Source organism: Streptomyces sp. NPDC111516, assembly GCF_055635345.1.
Map to the genome: position 1 here is coordinate 1 of NZ_JBVKBV010000031.1, position 23188 is coordinate 23188.

24 protein-coding genes are annotated in these 23188 nt (G+C 69.8%); 20 read left to right on the forward strand and 4 right to left on the reverse strand.

Annotated elements, in window-relative coordinates; all coding sequences use genetic code 11:
• Window positions 1–436: 436 nt before the first annotated feature.
• The 5 genes from ACZ7L9_RS34210 to ACZ7L9_RS34230 all read left to right on the forward strand — a co-directional run bounded on the left by ACZ7L9_RS34210 (window position 437) and on the right by ACZ7L9_RS34230 (window position 5353).
• A complete protein-coding gene (locus tag ACZ7L9_RS34210; protein WP_471421425.1) occupies window positions 437–2167 on the forward strand; it encodes a hypothetical protein in 1731 nt (576 codons plus the stop codon).
• A gap of 9 nt (window positions 2168–2176) precedes the next feature.
• Entirely contained in the window at window positions 2177–2392 is a 216-nt protein-coding gene (locus ACZ7L9_RS34215) for an SDR family NAD(P)-dependent oxidoreductase (RefSeq protein WP_471421426.1), read from the forward strand.
• A gap of 53 nt (window positions 2393–2445) precedes the next feature.
• Window positions 2446–3342, forward strand: a complete 897-nt coding sequence (gene cynR / locus ACZ7L9_RS34220; RefSeq protein ID WP_471421427.1) for a transcriptional regulator CynR — start codon at window positions 2446–2448, stop codon at window positions 3340–3342.
• A 272-nt stretch (window positions 3343–3614) separates the two neighbouring features.
• Window positions 3615–4211: an ankyrin repeat domain-containing protein gene (locus ACZ7L9_RS34225; protein WP_471421428.1), complete on the forward strand. Its 597-nt coding sequence runs from the start codon at window positions 3615–3617 to the stop codon at window positions 4209–4211.
• Window positions 4208–5353, forward strand: coding sequence for a YncE family protein (locus ACZ7L9_RS34230; RefSeq protein ID WP_471421429.1), 1146 nt, complete (start codon window positions 4208–4210; stop codon window positions 5351–5353). Before ACZ7L9_RS34225 ends, ACZ7L9_RS34230 begins: the two co-directional genes overlap by 4 nt.
• 283 nt (window positions 5354–5636) lie before the next feature.
• Here ACZ7L9_RS34230 and ACZ7L9_RS34235 read toward each other — a convergent pair whose 3' ends face one another.
• Window positions 5637–6329 (reverse strand): DUF4232 domain-containing protein, encoded by a 693-nt coding sequence (locus tag ACZ7L9_RS34235; protein WP_471421430.1) that lies wholly within the window; start codon window positions 6327–6329, stop codon window positions 5637–5639.
• A 284-nt stretch (window positions 6330–6613) separates the two neighbouring features.
• The gene (locus tag ACZ7L9_RS34240; RefSeq protein ID WP_471421431.1) at window positions 6614–7336 is read right to left on the reverse strand and encodes a hypothetical protein; all 723 of its coding nucleotides are present in this window, start codon (window positions 7334–7336) and stop codon (window positions 6614–6616) included.
• A 574-nt stretch (window positions 7337–7910) separates the two neighbouring features.
• Here ACZ7L9_RS34240 and ACZ7L9_RS34245 point away from each other — a divergent pair.
• Entirely contained in the window at window positions 7911–8744 is an 834-nt protein-coding gene (locus ACZ7L9_RS34245) for a lysophospholipid acyltransferase family protein (protein ID WP_471421432.1), read from the forward strand.
• Window positions 8745–8830: 86 nt separating this feature from the next.
• Here the strand turns inward: ACZ7L9_RS34245 and ACZ7L9_RS34250 are convergent, their stop codons facing one another.
• Complete coding sequence (locus ACZ7L9_RS34250; protein ID WP_471421433.1) at window positions 8831–9301, reverse strand: GNAT family N-acetyltransferase; 471 nt, start codon at window positions 9299–9301, stop codon at window positions 8831–8833.
• Between the two features lie 231 nt (window positions 9302–9532).
• Between ACZ7L9_RS34250 and ACZ7L9_RS34255 the strand changes: the two genes are divergently transcribed.
• The 4 genes from ACZ7L9_RS34255 to ACZ7L9_RS34270 all read left to right on the forward strand — a co-directional run bounded on the left by ACZ7L9_RS34255 (window position 9533) and on the right by ACZ7L9_RS34270 (window position 13626).
• Window positions 9533–10927, forward strand: coding sequence for an LCP family protein (locus tag ACZ7L9_RS34255; protein WP_471421434.1), 1395 nt, complete (start codon window positions 9533–9535; stop codon window positions 10925–10927).
• Between the two features lie 121 nt (window positions 10928–11048).
• The gene (locus ACZ7L9_RS34260) at window positions 11049–11738 is read left to right on the forward strand and encodes a 4'-phosphopantetheinyl transferase family protein (RefSeq protein ID WP_471421435.1); all 690 of its coding nucleotides are present in this window, start codon (window positions 11049–11051) and stop codon (window positions 11736–11738) included.
• Window positions 11739–11846: 108 nt separating this feature from the next.
• Window positions 11847–12968, forward strand: coding sequence for a DmpA family aminopeptidase (locus ACZ7L9_RS34265; RefSeq protein ID WP_471421436.1), 1122 nt, complete (start codon window positions 11847–11849; stop codon window positions 12966–12968).
• 88 nt (window positions 12969–13056) lie between these two features.
• A complete protein-coding gene (locus ACZ7L9_RS34270; protein ID WP_471421437.1) occupies window positions 13057–13626 on the forward strand; it encodes a hypothetical protein in 570 nt (189 codons plus the stop codon).
• Between the two features lie 246 nt (window positions 13627–13872).
• Here ACZ7L9_RS34270 and ACZ7L9_RS34275 read toward each other — a convergent pair whose 3' ends face one another.
• A complete protein-coding gene (locus tag ACZ7L9_RS34275) occupies window positions 13873–14757 on the reverse strand; it encodes an SIS domain-containing protein (RefSeq protein ID WP_471421438.1) in 885 nt (294 codons plus the stop codon).
• Window positions 14758–14942: 185 nt separating this feature from the next.
• Here ACZ7L9_RS34275 and ACZ7L9_RS34280 point away from each other — a divergent pair, with 185 nt between their 5' ends.
• From ACZ7L9_RS34280 to mmuM, 10 genes are all read left to right on the forward strand, one after another.
• Window positions 14943–15743, forward strand: coding sequence for a DeoR/GlpR family DNA-binding transcription regulator (locus ACZ7L9_RS34280; protein ID WP_471421439.1), 801 nt, complete (start codon window positions 14943–14945; stop codon window positions 15741–15743).
• A 242-nt stretch (window positions 15744–15985) separates the two neighbouring features.
• Complete coding sequence (locus ACZ7L9_RS34285; protein ID WP_471421440.1) at window positions 15986–17158, forward strand: Gfo/Idh/MocA family protein; 1173 nt, start codon at window positions 15986–15988, stop codon at window positions 17156–17158.
• Between the two features lie 369 nt (window positions 17159–17527).
• Window positions 17528–18529 carry an MBL fold metallo-hydrolase gene (locus ACZ7L9_RS34290; RefSeq protein WP_471421441.1) on the forward strand — a complete coding sequence of 334 codons (1002 nt, stop codon included), beginning with the start codon at window positions 17528–17530 and terminating at the stop codon, window positions 18527–18529.
• Window positions 18530–18958: 429 nt separating this feature from the next.
• Window positions 18959–19171 carry a hypothetical protein gene (locus ACZ7L9_RS34295; protein WP_471421442.1) on the forward strand — a complete coding sequence of 71 codons (213 nt, stop codon included), beginning with the start codon at window positions 18959–18961 and terminating at the stop codon, window positions 19169–19171.
• Window positions 19172–19275: 104 nt separating this feature from the next.
• On the forward strand, window positions 19276–19674 hold the full coding sequence (locus ACZ7L9_RS34300) for a cell division protein SepF (RefSeq protein WP_406384557.1): 399 nt from the start codon (window positions 19276–19278) through the stop codon (window positions 19672–19674).
• Window positions 19675–19842: 168 nt separating this feature from the next.
• Window positions 19843–20046 carry a hypothetical protein gene (locus ACZ7L9_RS34305; protein ID WP_471421472.1) on the forward strand — a complete coding sequence of 68 codons (204 nt, stop codon included), beginning with the start codon at window positions 19843–19845 and terminating at the stop codon, window positions 20044–20046.
• Window positions 20043–20411, forward strand: a complete 369-nt coding sequence (locus tag ACZ7L9_RS34310) for a nucleotide pyrophosphohydrolase (RefSeq protein ID WP_471421443.1) — start codon at window positions 20043–20045, stop codon at window positions 20409–20411. The genes ACZ7L9_RS34305 and ACZ7L9_RS34310 overlap by 4 nt, the downstream gene beginning before the upstream one ends.
• A gap of 124 nt (window positions 20412–20535) precedes the next feature.
• Window positions 20536–21072: a DUF6099 family protein gene (locus ACZ7L9_RS34315; protein WP_471421444.1), complete on the forward strand. Its 537-nt coding sequence runs from the start codon at window positions 20536–20538 to the stop codon at window positions 21070–21072.
• Between the two features lie 111 nt (window positions 21073–21183).
• Window positions 21184–22107: an LLM class F420-dependent oxidoreductase gene (locus ACZ7L9_RS34320; protein ID WP_471421445.1), complete on the forward strand. Its 924-nt coding sequence runs from the start codon at window positions 21184–21186 to the stop codon at window positions 22105–22107.
• 85 nt (window positions 22108–22192) lie between these two features.
• Window positions 22193–23158 (forward strand): homocysteine S-methyltransferase, encoded by a 966-nt coding sequence (gene mmuM, locus ACZ7L9_RS34325; RefSeq protein ID WP_471421446.1) that lies wholly within the window; start codon window positions 22193–22195, stop codon window positions 23156–23158.
• Window positions 23159–23188: the final 30 nt, after the last annotated feature.

The following is a 23188-nucleotide window of genomic DNA, read 5'->3' on the forward strand; positions in this document are numbered from 1 at the left end:
CCGGCCCACCCAGGAGAAGTTCCACTGCACCGTGTGCGGCCACACCGCGCACGCCGACACAGTGGGCGCCCTGAACGTTCTACGGGCCGGGCTGGCCCGTCGCGAAGCCCAACCGGCATAGCGAGAAGCCACCCCCTTCAGGGGTGGAGGAGTCACTGAAGTGTTTCTCCTCGGCCCGGTCGCCGAGCGCATCGAGGCAACGGGGGTTGGGAACCGCTGGCAGTTGGCTGAGTCCGAGCTCGTTCACAGCCCGCCGGGCTGGGAGCGCTGATGGAAATCGCCCCTGAAAGCAGTGCGCACAGAGGCTCGGACGGCTGTGAACGCTCATTCCCGCGCGGAAGATGGCGATGAAGCCGCGGAATCGGAGCAGGTCACAGGCGTGCGGCGAACTTGCACCGGTGTTCGAGTCACGAACAGTAGTCGTTAATATCCGCACATGTCCGAGACTGCTGCGCAGCGCCTCCTGCGAAACGACTCACGCACCGTGCAGGTGGCGGCCCATGAGGTCGTCGGGCTCCCGACCTGTGGAGCGGAGGCTCTGCTCCGCGCTCTCCGGGCTGGGGAGTCGGTGCTGGCCCTGTATCACCAGGGGGCAGGGCACGCCGCGCTCACTGAGGATGCTCTCATCCTCCTGGACGGGGATGTTCCGGCGCGTGTTCCGAGGCCTTTGGCGATACTGAGCCCCGCGTACGGCTCCCCGCGGCGCGTGGACGTGTCCGTGGAGGGGCGACGAATAAGTCTTTGGGGCTCGCGGATCGACGAGTCCGGCGATCTGCTCGTGCGCACCCGGAAACTCGTGCCCGGCCCGCCGGTCAGGGACACGGACTGGCGCATTGCCGCGGCTGTGGACGGCGAGACCATCTCCCTTTCCGACGACTGCAAGAAGGTGCTGCTGGACGAGCTGGAGCCCGACGAAGTCGTCCGGGCCATCTACCACAACGGATGGGGCTACGCCGCGCTCACCCGGAATGACCTCATCCTTCTCAGGAATCTCCTGTCGCCCAGGGTGACCCGGGTGCCGAAGCCGCTGCCGATCCTCCGCCGCAGGTACGGCATGTTCGACGCCGTCGAGATCCTTGTCGACGGAAGACCGCACAAGCTGCACGGCTCGAAGCTCGACCCGAAGGGAAAGCTCCTGGAGGCCATGGGGGAGCTCCTGCCTCCTGGATCTCCCTTGCGCCCCGGTCGCGGGACGCGGTTCTTCACATGGCTACGCCGACATCCCGTCCTGATGTCCATAGGTGTGGCCGTGATGTTCCTCGCCTTCCTCACCGGCCCGGGGTCTGATTCCAGCAGGGAGGGGGCCGTGGCGCAGGTTCGTGCGGACCGCACTCTGGTCGTTCGCGATTTCAATGGGGCCTCTCTGTCGATAGCCGTGGCGGAGGCGAGCACCCATGCGTGGCTGGGGGTGTCGGCAGCTGATGCCTCCTCCGCCCACCGGCCGGTGACGAGCACCGAGCCGGGCTGGCGGGTCTGCTTCCAGACGCCCGCCCGTGACGAGACTGTTCTCCCGTCCGCCAGGACGCTGACGCTGTACGCGGTCCCGGAGCGGGAGGAGTGTCCGACGCGGTTGCTCGGCCCCCGCCGGATCGTCATGCCGGACCTCGTCGGTGAACGGTTCGACGACGCCTCGCGCGCCCTCGGTGATCTCGGACTCGCTCGTGCGGCGTACTTCCACGCGCATACCGGCAAGCGTCTGGACGACGAGTCGCGCGACCTGGCCGACTGGCAGGTGTGTCGGCAGCAGCCGGAACCCGACACCGAGGTCTCGACCTGGACGCCGGTCGGACTGTGGCTGATCGGCCCCCATGACCCCTGCACCGCACCCAGCGCGGAGCCGAAGCCCAAACCCGAGCCCAAGCCCAAGCCGAAGCCGCGCCCCCAGCCCGGATACGGCACCACTTCGGGCGGCGGTGCCACAGGGGCCGGCACCAGTGGAGGCAGTACCGGTGGGAGTTCGTCCAGCAGCGGAGGCACCACCGGTGGTGGCGCCACCAGCGGCGGCACTTCCGGAAGTTCGGGCGGCAGCACCGGCAGCCAGGCCGGCGCCCGGTTCGGTCAGTACTGCTCTCCCGTGGGCGCCATCGCGACGACTGTCGACGGACGGCCCGCGAAGTGCTTCATGGGCAAGGACGGCCAGGCCCGCTGGGGCTACAACTCCGGGTGAACGCGCTTCATGACGCACCCGCAGGGCTTCTGGGCAGTGCCGGTCGGCGGCTTCCGAGCGGTGATGGAGACCAATCTGACCGGTTGTTTCCTGGTGGCGCGCGAGGTCACGCCGCGGATGCCGGCTGCCGGCGGGGGTCACATCATCAACATCTCGGTGAGCACTCCGACCATGCACCGGGACGGGTTCGTCCCTTACTGGCCGTTGTGCGAACTGTGTCTATAGCGTCTGAGGCGTATTAGAGGTGGCAATTATTGATGTCATCTATAGTCGACTTCATGAGGCCGGAATTGCGTCACCTGCGCTACCTGCTCGCGGTCGCCGAGCACGCGAACTTCACCCGCGCCGCCGAAGAGCTGCGCATCTCACAGCCCACCCTGTCCCAGCAGATCAGGCAACTGGAGAAGTCCCTCGGAGTCCAGTTGCTGGACCGGACCGGCCGCACCGTGCGCCTGACCGACGCCGGAGCGACGTACGTCCACTTCGCCCGGCGCGCGCTACGGGACCTGGCGGCCGGGGAGCGGGCGGTGCTCGACGTGCAGGACCTCGCGCGCGGCCGCCTCCGGCTCGCGGTCACACCCACCTTCACCGCCTACCTCACCGGCCCGCTCGTCGCCGGCTTCCACGATCGTCACCCCGGGATCACGCTGGACGTACGGGAGGCCACCCAGGACCGCATCGAAGCCGATCTCCTGGACGACCGGCTCGACCTCGGCATCGCCTTCGCGGGCACCCACCTGCCGGGCATCGAGGCCACGGAGCTGTTCACCGAGGCCCTCAGCCTCGTTGTCGGCCCACATCACCCCGGCACCGGCCCCATGACCATCCGCGACCTGCACAACCATCAACTCGCTCTACTCAGCGGCGACTTCGCGACCAGACGGCAGATCGACGAACACCTCGGCAAGCACCAGGGAAGTCCGCGGATCGCGGTGGAGGCCAACTCGATCAACGCACTCATCGAGATCGTCCAGCGCACCCCGCTGGCCACCGTCGTGCCCGACCCCATCACCCGCGACCATCCGCGCCTGCGCCCGATTCCCCTCGAGCCGGCCTTTCCCTCCCGCACCGTCACACTGCTCCGCCGGGAGAGCGCGTACCGAAGCGCCGCCTCCCACGCCTTCACCCGCCAGGTCACCGAGTGGGCACACCGCCACGGCTACTCGGTCACCTGAGGCCCCTGGCACCTGCCGTCACGCAGCCGTGGTCCGGTCGGCCGTCCCGAGTGGCCAGGGTCCGGGGTCAACCGATCGGACGACAGCGGTGTCCGCCGTCCCGCGCGCGGTGTCCAGCCGGTGCGACGACGAGGGATGGGGGAGGCGGACCCAGGATGGAGCAGAGAGCGGGACAGCCGGATTCCTCCGTGGTCCCGCGGTTACCCGGCGTCCCCCTGGAGCCGACGGCGACTCGATGGGCCGGGACCGTAGCAAGGACAAGGAGCACAGCAATGAACACTCTCGGCCGCGCCCTCCTGGAGGCCGCCGCACGCGGTGACGCCGACGCCGTACGCGCCGCCCTCGACACAGGCGCCACGACGGACGTCCGCGACGAGCACGATCACACCCCGCTGCTGCTCGCCGCGCGCGGCGACCACGTGGCCGCCGCGCAGGTGCTGGTCGCCGCGGGCGCCGACCCGGACGCCCAGGACGACCGGCTCGACAGCCCCTGGCTCGCCACCGGCGGCACCGGTAGCGTCGCCATGATGCGGACCCTGCTGCCCGCGGGTCCCGACCTGAAGGTCACCAACCGCTTCGGCGGCATCTCGCTGATCCCGGCCGCCGAACGCGGCCACGTCGACTACGTCCGTGCCGTGCTCCGTGAGACCGACATCGACGTCGACCACGTCAACCGGCTCGGCTGGACCGCCTTGCTGGAGGCGGTGATCCTCGGGGACGGCGGCCGCGCCCACGAGGAGATCGTCGAACTGCTGATCACCGCCGGAGCCGATCCGGAGCTGCCCGACGGCGAGGGCGTCACCGCTCTGGAGCACGCCGAGCGCCGCGGGTTCACCGGGATCGCCGGTCTGCTGAGGGCCGTACGGTGAGGCGGGCCGCGTGGGCCGCCGCGGTGGTCACGGCCGTCGTGCTCGTCACCGGGTGCGCTGCCGGGGGAGAGAACAACTCCCCTTCCGTCACCGCAGGTTCAGTCGCTGACAAGTCGACGCCGCAGGGCCGCAGCTCCGACCCGGCCGCCACGCCGTCGGGTCGTACCCCGTCCGGCACGCTCCTCGTCGCCGACTTCGGGGCCGACACCGTCACGTTCGTCGACCCGGACCGGGGTGCGTTCGACTCGGTCGAGGTGGGCACCGCCCCGTACGGGCTCATAGTCGGCGACGACGGACGGGCGTGGGTCGCCACCGCCGAGGGCGTTGCCGTCGTGGACACGGGCAGGCGGACGAGGATCGCCCGTATCCCGTACGAGACGGAGGGCATCGGAAAGCCCATGTACGGCGAGTACCGCGGGGGAGGCATGGGCATCGCCCTCGCCCCCGACGGCCGCCATGTGTACGTCGGCGTGAACCGGCCCGGCGGCGACGGCACCGTTGAGGTGATCGACGCCCGAGCCCTGAAGGTCACGGGCGTGGCCGAGGTGGGCCGCCGCCCGTTCGACGTGGACGTCTCGCGCGACGGCCGCGAGGTGTACGCGACGGACCACGACTCCTTCGACGTCACCGTGGTGGAGACGGCCGGCCTGGACACCCGGCGCATCGAGGTCGCGCCCTACGGTACCGAAGGGGGCCTGGGCTCCTGGCTCAAGCCGCACTACGCCGTCGTACGGCCCTCGGACGGACGGCTGCTCCTGCCGTTCGAAGGAGAGCGGCTGGTCGTCCTCGACCCGGAGACGGGAACGTCCCGCGTGGAGAGCATGACCGCCAACACCCACCAGCACGGCGTGGCGATCACCAGCGACGGCACGCTGCTCGTGGTCGGCACCGGCCCGATCGACCCCACGCACGACAAGGGCCCGTCACTGACCGTGCGCCGCCCGGACGGCCGGGAGCGCGTCATCCCGCTCGACGGGCCCCATGAGGACGTCGCCGCCTCCCGTGACGGCCGCACCGCGTACCTCACGGGAGGCTTCACCCGCGAAGGCTACTGGGACGGCATCACGGTCGTGGACCTGTCCTCCGGCGCCACCCGACGACTGACGGCCGGCGAACGCCCACTGGGTATCGCGGTCCTCTGAGCCGGCGGAGATCCACTGATGGACCTGCACTGATGGACCTGCGCCGATGGAGGTCCATCGGCGGAGGTCCATTTGTTGATGGGGCATACCGGGGGCACGGGGCCTCTGATGCATGCTCCGTCCGTATCCCCCGGTTCACACTCCGACATCCCGATGCCATGGAAGTGTTCGCCGGCCACCGCAGTCGCACCGGCGTGATCGTGGCCCTGCCACTCCTGCGCCCGGGCAGTAGCCGGCAGCTCCGAGACGGCGGCTACGACCTGCGAGCGGTGTGCGCGGGGTGTCAGCCGACCTTGTTGGCGGGGCCGACCTCCAGCTTGGGGCCGCTGTCGGACCCGTCGGTGACGGGGAGTGAGCCCGCAGGCCACTGTACGGTCGCCTGGTGCGTGTCGTTCGGGGGCGTGACGACGATCTGGGTGGGCCGGACGCCGGAGCCGCCCGAGTTGTTGACGGGGAACTGGATGTTGAAGGCGGCGGACTCGCCGGGCTTGAGGGTGGCCGGGTACGGCTTCTCGCTGTTGCGCGGAACCGACATGCTTCCGGCATTGGTCTTCAGGTCGACGCCGGGGAACCCGCTGATGCGACAGTTCTGCGCGCCCTTGTTGAAGAGCTGGACCGTGACGACGCCGGTGTCCTTGCTGTCCGCGCCCGCGCTGTTGTCGGCGGCGGTGACGCGGAGGGTGGAGGTGGTGCAGATGGGTGCCTTGGAACTGTTGCTGCCGCCCGTGCTGGAGCTGTTGTTGTTGCCTGTGCTGCCGCCGGTGCCAGTGCCGGTGCTGCCGCTCGTGCCGGTTCCGGAGCTGTTGCTGCTGTCGTCGGTGGCGCTGTTGCCGTTGTCGCTCTGGTCGGCGGACTTACGCGCTACGGGAGTTGACGCGCCCGCTGCGGCGTCATCGCCGTTGCAGGCAGTGAGAGCGAGTGCGGAGACGAGCGTGATGCCGGCGAGAAGGCTCTTGGTGAGGTGCGTGTGCTTCATGGGTTCCCCCGTGTGCGGTGTTCTTCGGTCGTGTTGCTCGGTCGTCCGGCGTGGCTGCCGGGCCCCGTCCTGAACTCTGGGGGACGGCTGGGACGTTGATCAAGTCGGCACGCCTGATTCGGGACGCTGGAACGTTTCCATCCTCCTGGCCTGGGGAAACAGGTGGTCCCTGGAACGTCGGGGTGGGAGGCCGGGACGGAGGAGCGCGGGTGGTGGGGACGTGGTACGCCAGCCCGATTCCGGCGGGCCGGCGTATCACGTCACGCCGCGCGCGGGCGATCCGGTCAGTAGTCGTAGTAGTCGTTCTCGATCACTCGGAAGCTGCCCCCTACTCCGTCGTTGACGAACACACCCCCTTCGACGCGGTTCGGGAACACACCTTCGGTGGCGCCGTGAGGGCCGACGATGGCGACGGGGGCGCCGTTGTCGCAGGTCGTCCCGCTGAAGACCTCGACGGTTCGCCGGCTGTCGTTGAAGATGTTGAAGCTGGTGGAGCCCAGGCCGCTGGCCACGGTGATGCATCCGCTGGGGAAGGCGGGGTACGTGCGTTCGTTGAAGTGAATCCTGCCTTCGTCGTAGCCCCGGCCTCCGCCGCCCCTGCCTCCGTAACCCCGGTCCTGGTCACCTCTGCGCTCGCCGCCTCCGCGGCCTTCGTCGCCGCCTCGGCCCTGATTGCCGCGGCCCTCGTCGTTGCCTCCGCGGCCTTCGTCGCCGCCTCGGCCCTGATTGCCGCGGCCCTCGTCGTTGCCTCCGCGGCCTTCGTCGCCGCCTCGGCCCTGATTCCCGCGGCCCTCGTCGTTGCCCCCGCGGCCTTCGTTGCTCTTTCCGGCGTCACCTCTGTCCTTGGGGGCCGCAGCGGGTGCTGGGGCTGGGGCGGCGGCCTGCTGGACGACCGGGGCGGCCTTGGGCGCCTCGGTCATGGCGGCCGAAGTGAAGGTGCTGCCGGTGGTGGTCAGGGCCGCGGCGGCGGCGATGACGGCAGTGAGGACGGTGGAACGTGTGGTCATGTCGTTTCTCCTGTCTCGGAGTGAGGTCGGCTCAGCAGCGGACCCGTGATTGAACGTACGTAGGGACTCCATAGCTGTCATATCGGGGCATACCGAAACGCCGGTGCCGGAGCATCGGCTGAGACGGCAGTCACTCGTATGCCATCCGGCTGCGACCTGATGCCCTGTCAATAGCTTTGTGCATGGGTGAATTGATGCGACATTCGCCTGTTCGGGTGCCTTCTGGAGGTTTATTCACCCTGGAAGTGGCGTGTCGTTCATTGACTCGAACCCAGGCAGGCATCGCCGGGCTCGGTGGCGCCGGGATTCCGTCATGCCCACTGGCCAACCCCGATCCGGGGGCCGGACTTCCGCCTCGATTTGCGCGGTATTCATCCGGCGCGCCCATACTCCGAGCGGCGACGAAAGGAAGAACCGTGACCGACACCGGCCTCTCTGTTCAGCCCGGCCCTTCCGCGGCAGCCTCCGCGGGCACCGGCCCCGCCGCCCGTCGGCGCACCGCAATGCCGCGCCGACTGCTGACAGGTGCAACCAGCCGCCTCGGCGTCGGACGCCCCTTCCCCGGGAAGAGCCGGTGAACCCCTGGGCGGTCGAGCCGGTCTGCACACCGGCTTGCGCCAAGAACGCGGCATCCGGCGTGCCGTTGCCCGAGGCGGTCCGCCGCTACGCATCCGTCGCCGGCACCGTCATCCACAGCGCGGCGGCGGGCGAGCGGTTGGCCGGCCCCGAAACGTTGCGCGCCGAGGCCGGGGCCGTCCTCACCGCCCTCGGGATACGACTGGACCTGGAGCAGGACATCGGCCTGGGGCGGGACCAGCGGCAGGACCAGGGGCAGGACCAGGCGGCGCTGACCGTACCCGGGCCGACCGGGACCCTGGTTGTGGCCAACCACATCTCCTGGCTCGACGTGGTCGTCCTGCTCGCGATCGAGCCCGTGACACTGCTTGCCAAGCGCGAGGTCGGCACCTGGCCCGTCATAGGGACGCTGGCCCGGCGCATCGGCACCCGCTTCATCGATCGCGAAGGCCTGCGCGAGCTGCCGTCCACCGTTGCCGAACTGGCGCGGACGCTGCGCTCCGGGCAGTCCGTGATGGTGTTTCCGCAGGGGACCACCTGGTGTTCCGTACCCGGCGGCACGTTCCGGCGCGCCATGTTTCAGGCGGCCGTCGACGCGGGCGCCCCGGTACGGCCGGTGACGATCGACTACTTCCAGCAGGGCGTCCCCAGCACGGCCGCGGGCTTCCTCGGCGACGAGGGGTTCGCCACGTCCCTGCGCCGGGTCGTCGGCGCCCGGGAGCTGTCCGTACGGGTCACCTCGCACCGTCCGCTGATCGGCGGCGACCGTCGCTCACTGGCGGTCGAGGCCCAGCGGGCCGTGTCGGGCTCCAGGGCGCCCGCCCACGCCTGACTCGCTCCGACCCCAGCCGGTCGAGCTGCTGCGGCGTCGCTGGGCCCGCCCTGGCCGTGGCTGATCGTCTTCCTGGTGGCGGGTCCCTAGCCCAGTTCCAGCTCCCCTACCGTTTGATCCCCGCTCGTCTCTCCGGTCAGCCGGAACCCCAGCCCCAGATAGAAGCCCTCGGGGCCGTCCTCGCCCGGGTGCCAGGTGGCGGTGAGCCGGGTGCCGCCGCGGCGGCGGATTTCAGCGGCCACGGACTCGACCGCGAAACGGCCGTAGCCGCAGCCCTGCTCGCCCGCCGCGATATTGAGACGCCAGAGACCCGAGCGGATGTCGGTGTTCCTGCCGTCGCCGGCGAAGTCGATGTCGAAGAAGGCCATGAGGAAGCCGACGGGCCGGTCGCCGTCGAAGATGAGGCGAGGCCAGGCTATGCCGGGGTACACGTACGCCTCAGCGAGCGATTTCACGACCGGCGCGACCAGGTGTTCCTGGTCGGTGCGTACCTTCAGGCCGATCGCAACGTCGAAGTTGTCGACAGTGATCTTCTCCAGGCGGAGCGTAGACGTCATGCAGGAACCATATGTCGGTGTGTCAGGTGTCTTTCAACGTCGCGGACGTTGGCCTTCGTAGTGCGCTGGACACCGACGTGCCGTCGGCCCCCCCATCGTCGTCCGCTACCGCGTCGACATCGTCTGAGCGGCTGTTCTCCGCAGGTATGTAAGGTTCGTCCACCGCAAGGTGCGGTGGACGAAGAACGGGGCGAGCGAGCGGCCGCGGGGCCGGGCGCGGAGGGGGTCAGCGTGAGCAAGGAACGCAGGAAGCCACGAGGCGGGGCGGGGCACAGGGCCGGCGAGAAGCCAGGGGGGCGGCTCACGAGACGGGGCAAGCTGCTCGTCCGCGGCGCGGCCGGGCTGGCCGTGCTGCTTCTGGCGGCGGGCGGCGTCGGCGCCTGGATCTATCAGAGCCTCGACGGGAACATCCACTCCGCCGACATCGACGACAAGCTCGGCGGCGACCGGCCGGCCAACATGAGCCCCGGTTCCAAGAACATCCTGGTGGTGGGCTCGGACTCGCGCGCCGGCGACAACGGGAAATACGGCAAGGGTCTGACCACGATGCAGTCGGACACCCTGATGGTCATGCACGTGGCAGCCAACCGGAAGTGGGCCACCGTCGTATCCCTCCCGCGCGATTCATGGGTGGGAATACCGGCCTGCGACCGGGGCGACGGCTCCCGTTCCACCCCGCATCACTTCAAGATCAATGAAGCCTTTGCCGTCGGCGGAACGAGCGGTGAGGTCGCAGGGGCTGCGGCCTGCACCATCCGGACCGTCGAACAGAACACCGGCCTGCGCATCGATCACTTCATGTCGATCGACTTCCAGGGTTTCAAGGGCATGGTGAATGCCCTGGGCGGCATAGAAGTCTGTCCCAAGACGGCGATCCACGACAAGAAGGCCCATCTCGATATGGAGTCGGGGTGTCAGACGGTCAAGGACGAGAAGGCCCTCGGCTATGTCAGGACCCGCTACAGCGTGGGAGACGGCTCCGACCTCGGCAGAATAGGACGTCAGCAGGAATTCATGGAGGCCCTGGTGGCCAAGGCGCAGAAGAAACTCACCAGCCCGGCCGCCCTGTACGGCTTCCTCGAATCGGCGACCGATTCACTGACCACGGACAAGGAACTGGCAGGGATCAAGCCGCTCGCCGGGCTCGCCTCCGAACTCAAGGGAATCCCGAGTGACCGGCTTACCTTCCTGACCGTGCCGAATTACGCGCGTCAGGCGGACGTGCCCACCGACCAGGCCAATGTGGTGTGGCAGTACCCCCAGGCGGCGGACCTCTTTACTTCGTTGGCCGCGGACAAGGAAGTCGACAAGAAGTCACTGGAGGCCCGCAGCAAGAACCCCGTGTACGCCGCCACGATCCGTGTGCGCGTACTCAACGGGACGGGAAAGCAGGGGCAGGCGGTAAAGGTCGCGGAAGCATTGCGCATGGCGGGATACACCATCGTCGGCACGGGTAACGCCCCCAGCGACACAGCAACGACGGCGGTCACATTTCCGCAGGGACTCGACCAGCAGGCGAAGGCACTGGCCTCCCGGGTGCCGGGAGCGCGCGCGACGCAGGACTCCGCAGCCGCTCCGGGCTCGGTGATGTTGACCGTCGGCGACAACTACGACGGCATTCGCTGAACCTGACGGACGACGGGGGCGCGCGAGCCGCGCCATGCCCGGCCCTGCGACGAGGGGCTGGCGGCGAGGGGCAGGCTTCGGAGACGATGCAGAGGATCAACCAGCCGGCACGAGGGAGAACATGATCGAGAAGATTCTGCCGCCCCAGGTGGCCGTGGCGGAGGCGTTCTCCGATCCGGCCGACGCGCCTCTCTTCCCCGGCGAGGAAGAACTGATCCGCAACTCGGTGGAGTCCCGGCGCAAGGAGTTCATCACCGCCCGCTGGTGCGCCCGCCGCGCGCTCGGCGCACTCGGTCTCGCGCCCGCGCCCATCCTGAAAGGCGAACGCGGTGCGCCGATCTGGCCGGAAGGCGTCGTCGGAAGCATGACGCATTGCGCCGGCTACCGAGCCGCCGCGGTCGCCCGCCGGGAGGACCTGCTCTCCGTCGGCATGGACGCCGAACCGCACGAGCCGCTGCCCGACGGGGTGCACGAGACCATAGCCCTGCCGACGGAACAGCAGCGCGAGCGCGAGTTGTGCAGGGCGGCCCCCGAGATCCGCTGGGACCGGCTGCTGTTCAGTGCGAAGGAGAGCGTCTACAAGGTGTGGTTCCCGCTCACCCACCGGTGGCTCGGCTTCGAACAGGCCGACATCGTGCTCCACTCGAACGGCACGTTCACAGCTGAGTTGCTGATCCCTGCCACGGAGCCGGACCCGGCCGCCGGGGTGAGGGTGACCCCGACAGGGTTTCGCGGCCGGTGGCTGGTCGCGGACGGCCTCGTGGCGACCGCGATCGCCGTCGAGAACGAGCAGGACACGTCAACCGGGTAGCGCGACGAGCCGGACACGCGCGCCGGGCAGCGCGAGGCAGCCACGAACGCCGAGCGTCGGCGCTCGCACCTCGTCCGGCGTGCGGGTCCGCCCGTACTCTCTGACCGCATGAGTGAAAATCGTAAGCGTGCACGCGAGTTGGGCATCCCGCTGACCGGGGAGCCGGGGCCGTGGAACGCGATCACAGACGTGCCCGGTGTCGAGGTCGGGTACGTCACCCTTGTCGAGGGCGACGACGTACGCACCGGAGTGACGGCGCTCCTGCCACGTGGCAGGGACGGAGTCGGTACGCCCTGCGCGGCCGGCTGGCACTCGTTCAACGGCAACGGGGAGATGACCGGAACGGCCTGGATCGAGGAGAGCGGATCGCTCGCCGTCCCGGTCGTCATCACCAACACGTACGCGGTCGGCCCGGTGCACCGGGGCGTCGTCGAGTGGGTGCGGGCCCACTGCCGCGGCATGGCACCGGAGTGGCTGCTGCCGGTGGTCACGGAGACCTGGGACGGCCACCTCAACGACATCCACGGTCCGGCCGTGCAGTCCCGTCACGCGGCGGCCGCGATCGAGGCGGCCGGGTCCGGCCCGGTCGAGGAGGGATGCGTCGGCGGCGGAACGGGCATGCGCTGCTACGGCTTCAAGGGCGGCTCGGGGACCGCGTCGCGGGTGGTCGAGTACGGCGAGGACCGCTACACCGTCGGCGCCTTCGTGCAGGCCAATTTCGGCGCCCGGCGCGAACTGGTGGTGGCCGGTGTGCCGGTGGGGCGTGAGCTGTCCGGTCCGGTCGGAACGCCGGACCCCGAACCGGCGCCCGGTGGGGAGCGCCCCGTGCCGCCCGGCGCGGGCTCGGTGATCGTGGTCGTGGCGACCGACGCACCGCTGTTGCCGGGGCAGTGCAAGGCGTTGGCCCGTCGGGTGACGCTGGGCCTGGCCCGCACCGGCACCACCGGCAGCCACTTCTCCGGGGACCTCTTCCTGGCCTTCTCCACGGCCAACCCGTCCGCGCTGACCAGCACGTTCCCCGACGACGACGGCAGTGCGCCGTACGAGTCGATGCGCTTCGTGCCGTGGGGCCGGATGGACCCCTTCTACGGCGCGGTGGTCGAGTCGGTGGAGGAGGCGGTGCTCAACGTGCTCACCGGCGCACACTCGATGACCGGCCGCGCGGGCCACCACGTCCCGGCGCTCCCGCTGGACCGGGTGGCGGAACTGTTGGCGGTGCGGGAACGGTGACGTAGTACGGACGGCCCGGCCCCGAAAGACAGGCGCCCGGCGTGGTGGTCACTGGTCTCGTACAGGTTCGTCGGCCATACTGCCCGCCGTGGAGCAGCGCATAGATCCGAACACTCAGCCCGGGTACGCCGCAGGGACAGACCCGGCGTACATCCCTGGTCTCACGGCCCCTGTCCCTGCCGGGAAGCCGGATACGAGCCAGGAGCGGAGAAGCCAGGAACAGACGGACGAGGAGCAGACGGACCAGGAGCAGACGGACCCGGAGCAGACAGACCACGAACAGGCGTACGAGGGGGTACCCGACGCCGTCGCCCCCGACGAGGCCGTCGCGGAGACCGTGTCCGAGGGCGCGGCGGCTGACGACAAGGAGGCGGTGGACGGCCCCGTGTTCGAGGTGAGTGACCGTCGCGGCTCGATCACCGCCGACCGCGACGGCGTCCGGTTCCGGCTGGACGACCAGGAGGCCGAGTTCCGCTGGGACGAGGTCGGTGCGGTCGAGGTGAAGACCCCTCGGTTCGGCCGCCGGTTCACCGTCACGGTCCACATGTCGACCCGTCGATGGTTCAACGCCGAGGTCGAGGCGCCGGCCAGGAGCGACCTCAAGAAGTGGGCGGAGGACCTCGACGCGGTCCTGGACGTCTACTTCGAGGAGTCCTGACCACGGAGGTGCCGTCCGAGAGGCCGGGCCGGCGGCCGTAATGGACGTCGGCCCCCTCACGGCCGCCCGGCCGGGCCACGGCGGGCCCCGGCGCGGGGCGCAGCCGGACGCCACCCTGATGTGCCCCGCGGAACACGTCGGGTATGTGGGGCCGGGCTGTCGCCGCGAGGGCCGCGTCCCCGGCACACCCCGTACAGGAAGTGCGCGGAGGCGGGAGCCCGGCCCTCATCCGGAAGCCGCGGCCGGTCAGGCGTCCGCGAGGACCACCGAGCGGGTCAGGTGGCGCGGGCTGTCCGGGTCCAGACCGCGGGCGGCGGCGCGGGCGATCGCCAGCCGCTGGACGCGGACCAGCTCGGCCAGCGGGTCCAGGTCACTCTCCACCCAACGGGCACCGGTCGAGAGCACCTGTTCCGCAAGGCCCTCGGGGGCGGTGCCGAACATCCAGGTCGCGGTGCCGGTGGTGGCGATGCTGATGGGGCCGTGGCGGTACTCCATCGCCGGGTACGCCTCCGTCCAGGACAGTGACGCCTCCTTCATCTTCAGCGCTGCCTCGTTGGCGAGCCCCGCCGTCCAGCCGCGGCCGAGGAAGGTGAACTGGGTGCAGTCCAGCAGGCCTTCGGGCAGCGGCTCGGCCAGTGCGGTCTCGGCGTCGCGGACCACGGCGTCGGTGTGCAGACCGAGGTGCGCGCGGAGCAGGGTGAGCAGGGTGGTCGCGAACCGGGTCTGTACGACGGACTGCTCGTCGGCGAAGTCGAGTACGACGACCTCGTCGGCGGACGTCATGACCGGGGTCTTGGGGTCGGCGGTGATGGCCACGGTGCGGGTGACACCGCGCAGCCGGTCGAGCAGCGCCAGCACCTCGGTGGTGGTGCCCGAGCGGGTGAGGGCGACGACCCGGTCGTAGCTGCGGCCGAAGGGGAACTCCGAGGCGGCGAAGGCATCGGACTCGCCCTGTCCGGACTCCTCACGGAGGGAGGCGTACGCCTGGGCCATGTAGAACGAGGTGCCGCAGCCGACGACCGCGATGCGCTCACCGGCGGCGGGCAGAGCGGAGGCCTGGGTCTGGGCCAGCTCGGCGGCGCGGTGCCAGCACTCCGGCTGACTGGCCGTCTCGATCTCGACAAATGACACTTTTGCACTCCGTACTCGTAGTGTGATGCACGTTCATGCACGTTATACATGACGTGCGAGCATTATCAAGCATTTCGCACGCAGGATGCTTGACTGGGCGGAGCCTTGTGCCACGCTTACGCGTGTCCGGTGACCGTACCCAAGGGGATGGGTGCCTGAAGCCCGGGCCCGTAAGGAGAGTTCTCTTGTCCAGGGATGCCCGGTGGAACGCGCTGCTGGAGCTTGTCGGTAAGCACGGCCGGGTGGAGGTCGAGGACGCCGCCGCCAAGCTGGACGTCTCGGCCGCGACCATCCGCCGTGACCTGGACCAGCTCGCCGAGCAGCAGCTGCTCACGCGTACTCGCGGTGGCGCGGTCGCGCACGGTGTCAGTTACGAACTGGCCCTGCGCTACAAGACCGGCCGCCACGCCCCCGAGAAGCAGGCCATCGGCCGCGCCGTCTCCGAACTGGTGGCGGTGGGTGAAGTGGTGGGGCTGACCGGCGGTACGACACTGACCGAGGTGGCCCGTTCGCTGGCGGTGCGCTCCGATGTCGTCGGTGACACCGCGGCCGGGATGGGTGGTCAGCCGACGCTGACCGTTGTCACCAATGCCCTCAACATCGCCAACGAGTTGGTGATCCGGCCGCAGATCAAGATCGTGGTGACCGGTGGGGTGGCCAGGCCGCAGTCGTACGAGCTGACGGGGCCGCTGGCCAGTGGGGTACTGGGCGAAATCACGCTGGATGTCGCCGTGCTGGGCGTCAACGCGATCGACACCGGACGCGGTGCGTACGTCCATCACGAGGGCGAGGCCAGCATCAACCGGCTGCTCGCCCAGCAGGCGCAACGGGTGGTCGTGGCGGCCGACTCCTCGAAGATCGGCAAGCGGGCCTTCGCCAGGGTCTGCGACCTCGGGCAGATCGACTTCCTGGTCACCGACAAGGGCATCACGCCCGAGGCGACAACCCGCTTCACGGAGGCCGGCGTCACCGTCATCGCTGTCTGAACCGGTCGCACGAAACGGCGACGGCCCGCCGTTTCCGTGGGCGTGTGCGCGTGCGGCGTGGGTACGTCGGCGAAAGCGGCGACGGCCTGTCCGCTGTCACCAAAGCGCTAGCATCGTGCCAATAAATGTTTGCTACCTAGGTAAAATGAACAACTCTTGCCATTTGGGTGCGCCTTCGTGAACTATGTGCCTGCCGCCGCAAAGGAGCGTCCGCACCACCAGTACAGACAGAAGGGACCACCGTGTCAGACCTGCGACTCGGCGTCATCGGGCTCGGCCTGCGCCGTTCCATCGCGATGTCCGCCCACCACCCCGGGCAGGGTTCGGCGATCACCGCCGTCTGCGACCTCGACCCCGAGGTGCGGCAGCGTGAGGCAGAGCGCTTCGGCACCGATGTCGCGGTCGAGGACTACAAGCTGCTCCTCGACCGGGACGACCTCGACGCGGTCATCGTCGCCACCCCGGACGACACCCACGAGACCATCGCCATCGACGCGCTCCGGGCCGGCAAGGCCGTCTTCGTCGAGAAGCCGCTCGCTATCACGGTCGAGAGCTGCGACAACGTCCTGCGTGCCGCGTACGAGACCGGGACCCGGCTGTACGTCGGACACAACATGCGGCACATGGGCGTCGTGCGGCTGATGCGCGACATCATCGCCCGCGGCGACATCGGCGAGCCCAAGGCCGTGTGGGTGCGGCACTTCGTGGGCTACGGCGGTGACTACTACTTCAAGGACTGGCACGCCGACCGGACCCGTACCACCGGTCTGCTGCTCCAGAAGGCCGCCCACGACATCGACGTCCTGCACTGGCTGGCGGGCGGCTACACCCGGCGTGTCAACGCGCTCGGTGACCTCCTCGTCTACGGCGACCTGCCGCGTCGCGAGCCGGACACCCCGCGCCCGGCGAACTGGCTGCGCGAGTTCGACTGGCCGCCGACGGCCCGCAAGGACCTGCACCACATCGTGGACGTCGAGGACGTCTCGGTGATGAACATGCAGCTCGACAACGGCGTCGTGGCCGCCTACCAGCAGTGCCACTTCACCCCGGACTACTGGCGGAACTACACCGTCATCGGCACCGAGGGGCGGCTGGAGAACTTCGGCGACGGCCCCGGTGACGAGGTCAAGGTCTGGAACACCGGCCCCAGCGGATACCGCGGCGACGCCGACATCACCTACCGGGTGCCGGATGCCGGTGGTTCGCACGGTGGCGGTGACACCCGGATCATGGAGGAGTTCTGCCGGTTCGTACGCGACGGCGGTGTCACCGACACCTCGCCGGTCGCCGCGCGGATGAGCGTCGCCGCCGGTGTACTCGCCACCCGTTCGCTCCGTGAGGGCGGCGCGCCGTACGACGTCCCGGCCCTCGATCCGGAGCTCATCGGGTACTTCGAACGCGGTCAGGTCCGCTAGGAAACCGGCACGAATCGTTTCGACGGCCTTTCGACGGTCTCTCGGCGACCGCTCGACGACCTCCGGTGGCCGTGCGTCCGGCATCGCCACCGGAGGTCTCGGTGCAGCTGTTTTCAGCCATGCTCGGTGGGTAGTCGGTTCATTCCGGTTTGATGCCCGCCCGATGGTTGTCCGCCTCGAGGGGTGACGATGCCGGGTGAATTGAAGGAAATCGCCCGGAAAGTGCCGTACGGGGATGCGGGGTGCCGGTCTCGCAGGGTCACCGAGTCGCTCCCGCCGAGCGGTGTGAGCGAGGATTTTGCGCCAATAGGACGACACGGTGGCCGAGTTCGAACGCATGGCCGGATCATGGTCGGCATAATCGCGTCCATGTCGATCACGCGTGGGGACGTCGTTGACCTGGGGCGGGGCCTGTATGCATGGCTCCCGCCGAAGCGGGGCTGGGGGCTGGCCAACTGCGGACTCCTCGTCTCGCCCCGTGGCGCGCTCTGGATCGACACCCCGTACGACACCGTGCTGGCCGGCCAGTTCCTGGCCGAGTCCACGAAGCGGCTGCCCGACGGTGTCTCCATCGACCGGGTGATCGTCACCCATGCGAACGGGGACCACTTCTGGGGCGCGGGCGTGCTCCCGGACGCGGAGATCATCGCGACCCGCGAGGCCCGGGAACACATCCACTACGAGCCCACGCCGAAGCAGCAGCACGCGCTCGTCGCCACCGGCGATCCGACCACCGCGCTCGGCGCCTACCTCGGACGTCACTTCGGCCCCTTCGACTGGTCGCACACCGAGCCGGTGCAGCCGACCACGTACTTCACCGGGGAGCTGGAGCTGACTCTGGGGGAGTACCCGGTCCAGATCTCCGCCCTGCCGTCCGCACACACCACCGGCGACCTGATCGTCCATCTGCCCGCGCAGCGTGCGGTGTTCAGCGGAGACGTCATCTTCTCCTCCACCCCCGCTCAGCCCGGTGATCATCCGGTGCACTGGGCGGGTCCCCTCAGCAATGTGATCGCGGCCTGCGAACGGGTGCTGGCCACCGGCGCCGAGACCATCGTCCCCGGACACGGACCGGTCCTCGACCGGGCCGGGGTGCGCGATCACATCGTGTATCTGGAGTACGTGCGCGAGCGGGCCCATGCCTTCCACGCCGCCGGGATCCCGGCCCTCGAGGCGGCCCGCCGGGTCATCGGCGAGGGGCGCTATCCGGAGCTCGGCCTTCCCGAGCGGCTGGTGGTGACCATCGGCAGCGAGTTCCGGCAGCTCGACGGCTCCGAACTGCCCGGAGTGCTCCAGGTGATGACCGATGTCGCCGTGGTCGCCCAGGAAGTGGAACAGTCCCATGAGGCTGCCGGCCCCGCGGAGACGTAGGCGGAGCAGTCCCGTGAACCGACGGGCCCTGCGAAGAGACAACGGGAGCTTCCGTCGCCGCTTCGGCCGGAAGACCGATCCGACGACAGAAACGCGGTGACGGCGCCCGGGAACGCCGCGGTAGCATCGACGCCCTGATCGCGCTGGCCGAGCACGTGCTGACCCGAATGCCCCGGCCCGAGGCCCCCTCATGACACCGCCCGTACCTCCGCAGCCCTCGCGCTGTACGGCCCGGACTTCGCCGCCGACCCGCAGAGCCACTACCGGAGCCTGCGGGAACACGGCCCCCTCGCCCGCGTCCGGCTCGCCCCGGGCATCGATGCCCTCCTGGTCACCGACCCCGGGATCCGCTCCGGGGGCAGCGCCCATCCGGCTTGGTCGGCCGGTCCGCACCGGTGCCCGGCGAAACAGCCGGCGCTGCTCATCGCGATGACCGCGATCGAGCAGCTGACCAGTCAGCTGTGCGACACGGAACTGGACGTTCCGATCAGCGGACTGAAGTGGCGGCAGGGGCCCTTCCACCGCGCCCTGGTCCGGCTTCCGGTACGTTTCACCCCCGTCGACATGACCGCGGAAACGTACCGGCGCCAAGCCGCCGGGAGTGCGTCGGACGGGCCGTCGGCGGTGTCGATCAGCCCGTGAACCGTGTCGGTGGTACGCCGAACGGGTGAGGGGCGAGAGAATTGCCCGATGAACAGCGAGCGCAGCCGGCGCAACGCCGACCGAAGCACAGACGGGGTGGTCCGGTGAGCAGGTACGACAGGTACGACGTCACGGACGAGCAGTGGGAGGGGCTTGCCCAGGTCGTACCTCTGCGCAGCCGCAACGAATGGCCGTCCCGGGTAGACCACCGAACGGTCCCCGACGAGAGCGCGGAAGCCGAACAGCGGCGCCTCGTCGTGCTGCGGGTCCAGGTCTTCGCGGACGCGCGGGAGGTGGCGGAGTACTTGGTCGCGCAGGTCCCGGTGCTGCTCGACCTGACGGGCGCGGAGACGGATGTGGCCAAGCGCATCCTGGACTTCACCAGCGGGGTCGTCTTCGGGCTCGGCAGCGGAATGCACCGGGTCGACCGGAACGTCTTCCTGCTGTCCCCGGTCGGCATGGAGGTCGAGGGGGTCGCGGCGGCGGGCGTGCCTGGTTCGTAGGAGGGCTGCGGGGCGGGGGGCGGCCGGGAGCGGTGTGCCGGCGGCCTACCCCGTTCGTGGGAGTGCCGTCCGGGCGGGGCTGCCACGGTGGGCGTAGTCCGATCGCAGGAAGGTCGTTCAGGCGGAACGTTCCGGAACGGCTCCACGACGGACGGCCCGGCGGGCCCGGTGCGGCTCGACGGCGCCGTCCAGGCGGAGCCCACCCTCCGCATCGACCGGGACCTGGACGGACGGCAATTGCGCGAACTGGTGGATCTGGCCGTGTCGATCGGGGCGGCCGGCTACCTCAGGCTGGTGGGCACGGTCACGAAATCGGGTGCGGTGCGGGCCCGGGAGGCGCCCGGCGTGACGGTGGTAGACCTGGAGTTGTGACAGAACTTGATGTACGGGCCTTGCAGCAGCGGCTCGCCGCGTTCGCGGCCGCACGGGACTGGGGGCAGTACCACACCCCGAAGAACCTGGCGACGGCACTGAGCGTCGAGGCGTCCGAACTGGTCGAGATCTTCCAGTGGTTGACGCCGGAGCAGTCGGCGCGGGTGATGGAGAGGCCCGAGACGGCGCACCGGGTGGCGGACGAGGTCGCGGATGTTCTCGCCTATCTGCTGCAGTTCTGCGAGGTGTTGGGGATCGACGTGCTGTCGGCGCTGGCGGAGAAGATCGACCGGAATGAGACCCGGTTCCCGGTACCGGAGCCCCCGGACACCCCCGAACCCCGGGATCGTTACTCTTCGGAGTGATCAACTTATGCACAGTCGACTTCGTGTCCACAGATTTCCGAATTCCTCTGGCTTTTCGGTGCCGACTCCCTCACTGTGGGTAATGGATGAGTTGAGCGGCTTTTCGTACGGACGGGGGTAACGCATGGAAGCGGAGCGGCTTGTAGGAGTCAGCCGACGTGCGCTGGCGCAGAGCCGGGGCACGCCGGACATCATCGCCGAGGCGTGGCAGGCCCAGGCGCTCGCTCAGGCGATCGGCAGCCGGCTGGCGGCGGACGGGCCCAAGGAATTACGGGGCGATGCCCGCGGGCTCAGCGAGATCGGCGGGAGAAGCAGCGGGTCGCTGGACCACCCGGCGGCGCGGGCCGGAGTGGCGCGGGCCGCGCAGCTCTCCGATCTCGCCGAGCCGCGGGCGACCCTGACGGGTCTGGGCACGCTGCTCGGGGAGGTGGGGATGGCCCTGGTCGGGGTGGCCTGCGAGACCGACGAGCAGGGGCTCTACTGGCAGTGCATGGAGGCGATCGACGCGGCCGACGAGTCCTTGGACCGGGTGCACGGAATGCTCAGGCGCCTCGACGAGCAGGAGCGGGAGCGGCAGCAGGATCTGGAGCGCGGCCGGGAGCGGGACGGCCCGTACGGCGCGGTCCGCGGACCGGCGGGCTCGGCGGCGGGCCAGCCGTGACCGCACAGCACTTCGACGACGACCAGTGCCGGTGGTGGCGCCGAGGAGAGGGGAGAGGGGAGAAGGGAGGAGGTGAGGGATGACCGGCGGCCGGAGGTGCAGGATGGATGCATGGATCTTCGAATCTTCACCGAGCCCCAGCAAGGGGCCGACTACGACACCCTGCTCACGGTCGCCAAGGCGGCCGAGGACCTCGGCTTCGACGCCTTCTACCGCTCCGACCACTACCTCCGTATGGGGTCGGGCGACGGGCTGCCCGGCCCGACCGACGCCTGGATCACCCTGGCCGGGCTGGCGCGCGAGACCAAGCGGATCCGTCTCGGCACGCTCATGACCGCGGGTACCTTCCGGCTTCCCGGCGTGCTCGCCATCCAGGTCGCCCAGGTCGACCAGATGTCCGGCGGACGCGTCGAGCTCGGTCTCGGCGCGGGTTGGTTCGAGGAGGAGCACAAGGCCTACGGCATTCCGTTCCCCAAGGAGAAGTTCGGCAGGCTGGAGGAGCAGCTGGCCATCGTCACCGGGCTGTGGGCGACCGAGATCGGCAAGACGTTCAGCTTCGACGGCAGGTACTACCAGCTGACGGATTCGCCCGCGCTGCCCAAGCCGGCGCAGGCCAAGATCCCGGTCCTGATCGGCGGTCACGGTGCGACGCGTACACCGCGGCTGGCCGCCCTGTACGCAGACGAGTTCAATATCCCCTTCGCGTCGCTGGAGGACAGCGAGAAGCAGTTCGGCAGGGTCCGGGAGGCGGCAAAGGCGGCCGGCCGCGGACCGGACGACCTGGTGTACTCCAACGCCCTGGTGGTCTGTGTCGGCAGGAACGACGCAGAGGTGGCGCGCCGCGCCTCCGCCATCGGCCGCGACGTGGCGGAGCTGAAGGCGAATGGGCTCGCGGGCTCGCCCGCCGAGGTGGTCGACAAGATCGGCCAATACGCTGCGATCGGGTCGTCCCGGATCTACCTCCAGGTCCTGGATCTGGACGACCTGGAGCACCTGGAGCTGATCTCCTCCCAGGTCCAAACCCAGCTCACCTGAGCCGGGCGGTTCCGGCTCAGGTGAGCCGGAGTCCGGTCCCAGCGCACCGAGCCGGGCCATGGCCCGGTCCATGAGGGAGTCACCTGTGCAAACCGTCCGGTCAGCCGATGCCCCGCCCGCCCGTGCCCTCGGGCAGGCCCTCTCGGAGGGGGCACTCCTGCTCGACGGCGGTCTCTCCAACCAGTTGGAGGCGCAGGGCTGTGATCTGTCCGACGCTCTGTGGTCGGCCCGGCTGCTGGCCGACGGGCCGGGGCAGATCGAGGCGGCGCACACGGCCTATGTGCGGGAGGGCGCACAGGTGCTCATCACGGCCAGCTACCAGGCGACGTTCGAGGGATTCGAGCGACGAGGGATCGGACGGGCCCGGGCGGCGGAGCTCTTCGCCCGCAGCGTGCGGCTGGCGCGGCGGGCCGCGGATGGAGTGGAGCGGGAGGTCTGGGTCGCCGCCTCGGTCGGCCCGTACGGGGCGATGCTGGCGGACGGCAGCGAGTACCGGGGCCGCTACGGGCTCTCCGTCCGGGAACTGGAGCGGTTCCACCGTCCCCGGGTCGAGGCGCTGGCCGCCGCCGGGCCCGACGCGCTGGCGCTGGAGACGGTGCCGGACATCGACGAGGCCGAGGCGTTGCTGCGGGCGGTCGAGGGTTGCGGGCTCCCCGTCTGGCTCTCGTACAGCGTGGCGGGGGACCGGACCAGGGCGGGGCAGCCGCTGGAGACGGCCTTCGCCCTCGCCTCGGAAAACGACCGTGTGCTGGCCGTCGGGGTGAACTGCTGTGATCCGGCGGACGCGGACCGGGCGGTGCGGATGGCGGCGGACGTGGCAGGCAAACCGGTCGTCGTCTATCCGAACAGCGGCGAGCAGTGGGACGCCGCGGGCCGGGGGTGGGCCGGCGACGCCACGTTCGATCCGGGGAGAGTACGGGCCTGGCAGAAGGCCGGCGCCCGGCTGGTGGGGGGTTGCTGCCGGGTCGGCCCGGACACCATCGCGGAGCTGGCCGGGCTGCTCGGCGGAACGACCGCGGACGAAGGGAGGCGAGACGGAGAAGGCAGATGAAGGGAGACGAGGCAGATGGAGGGAGCCTGC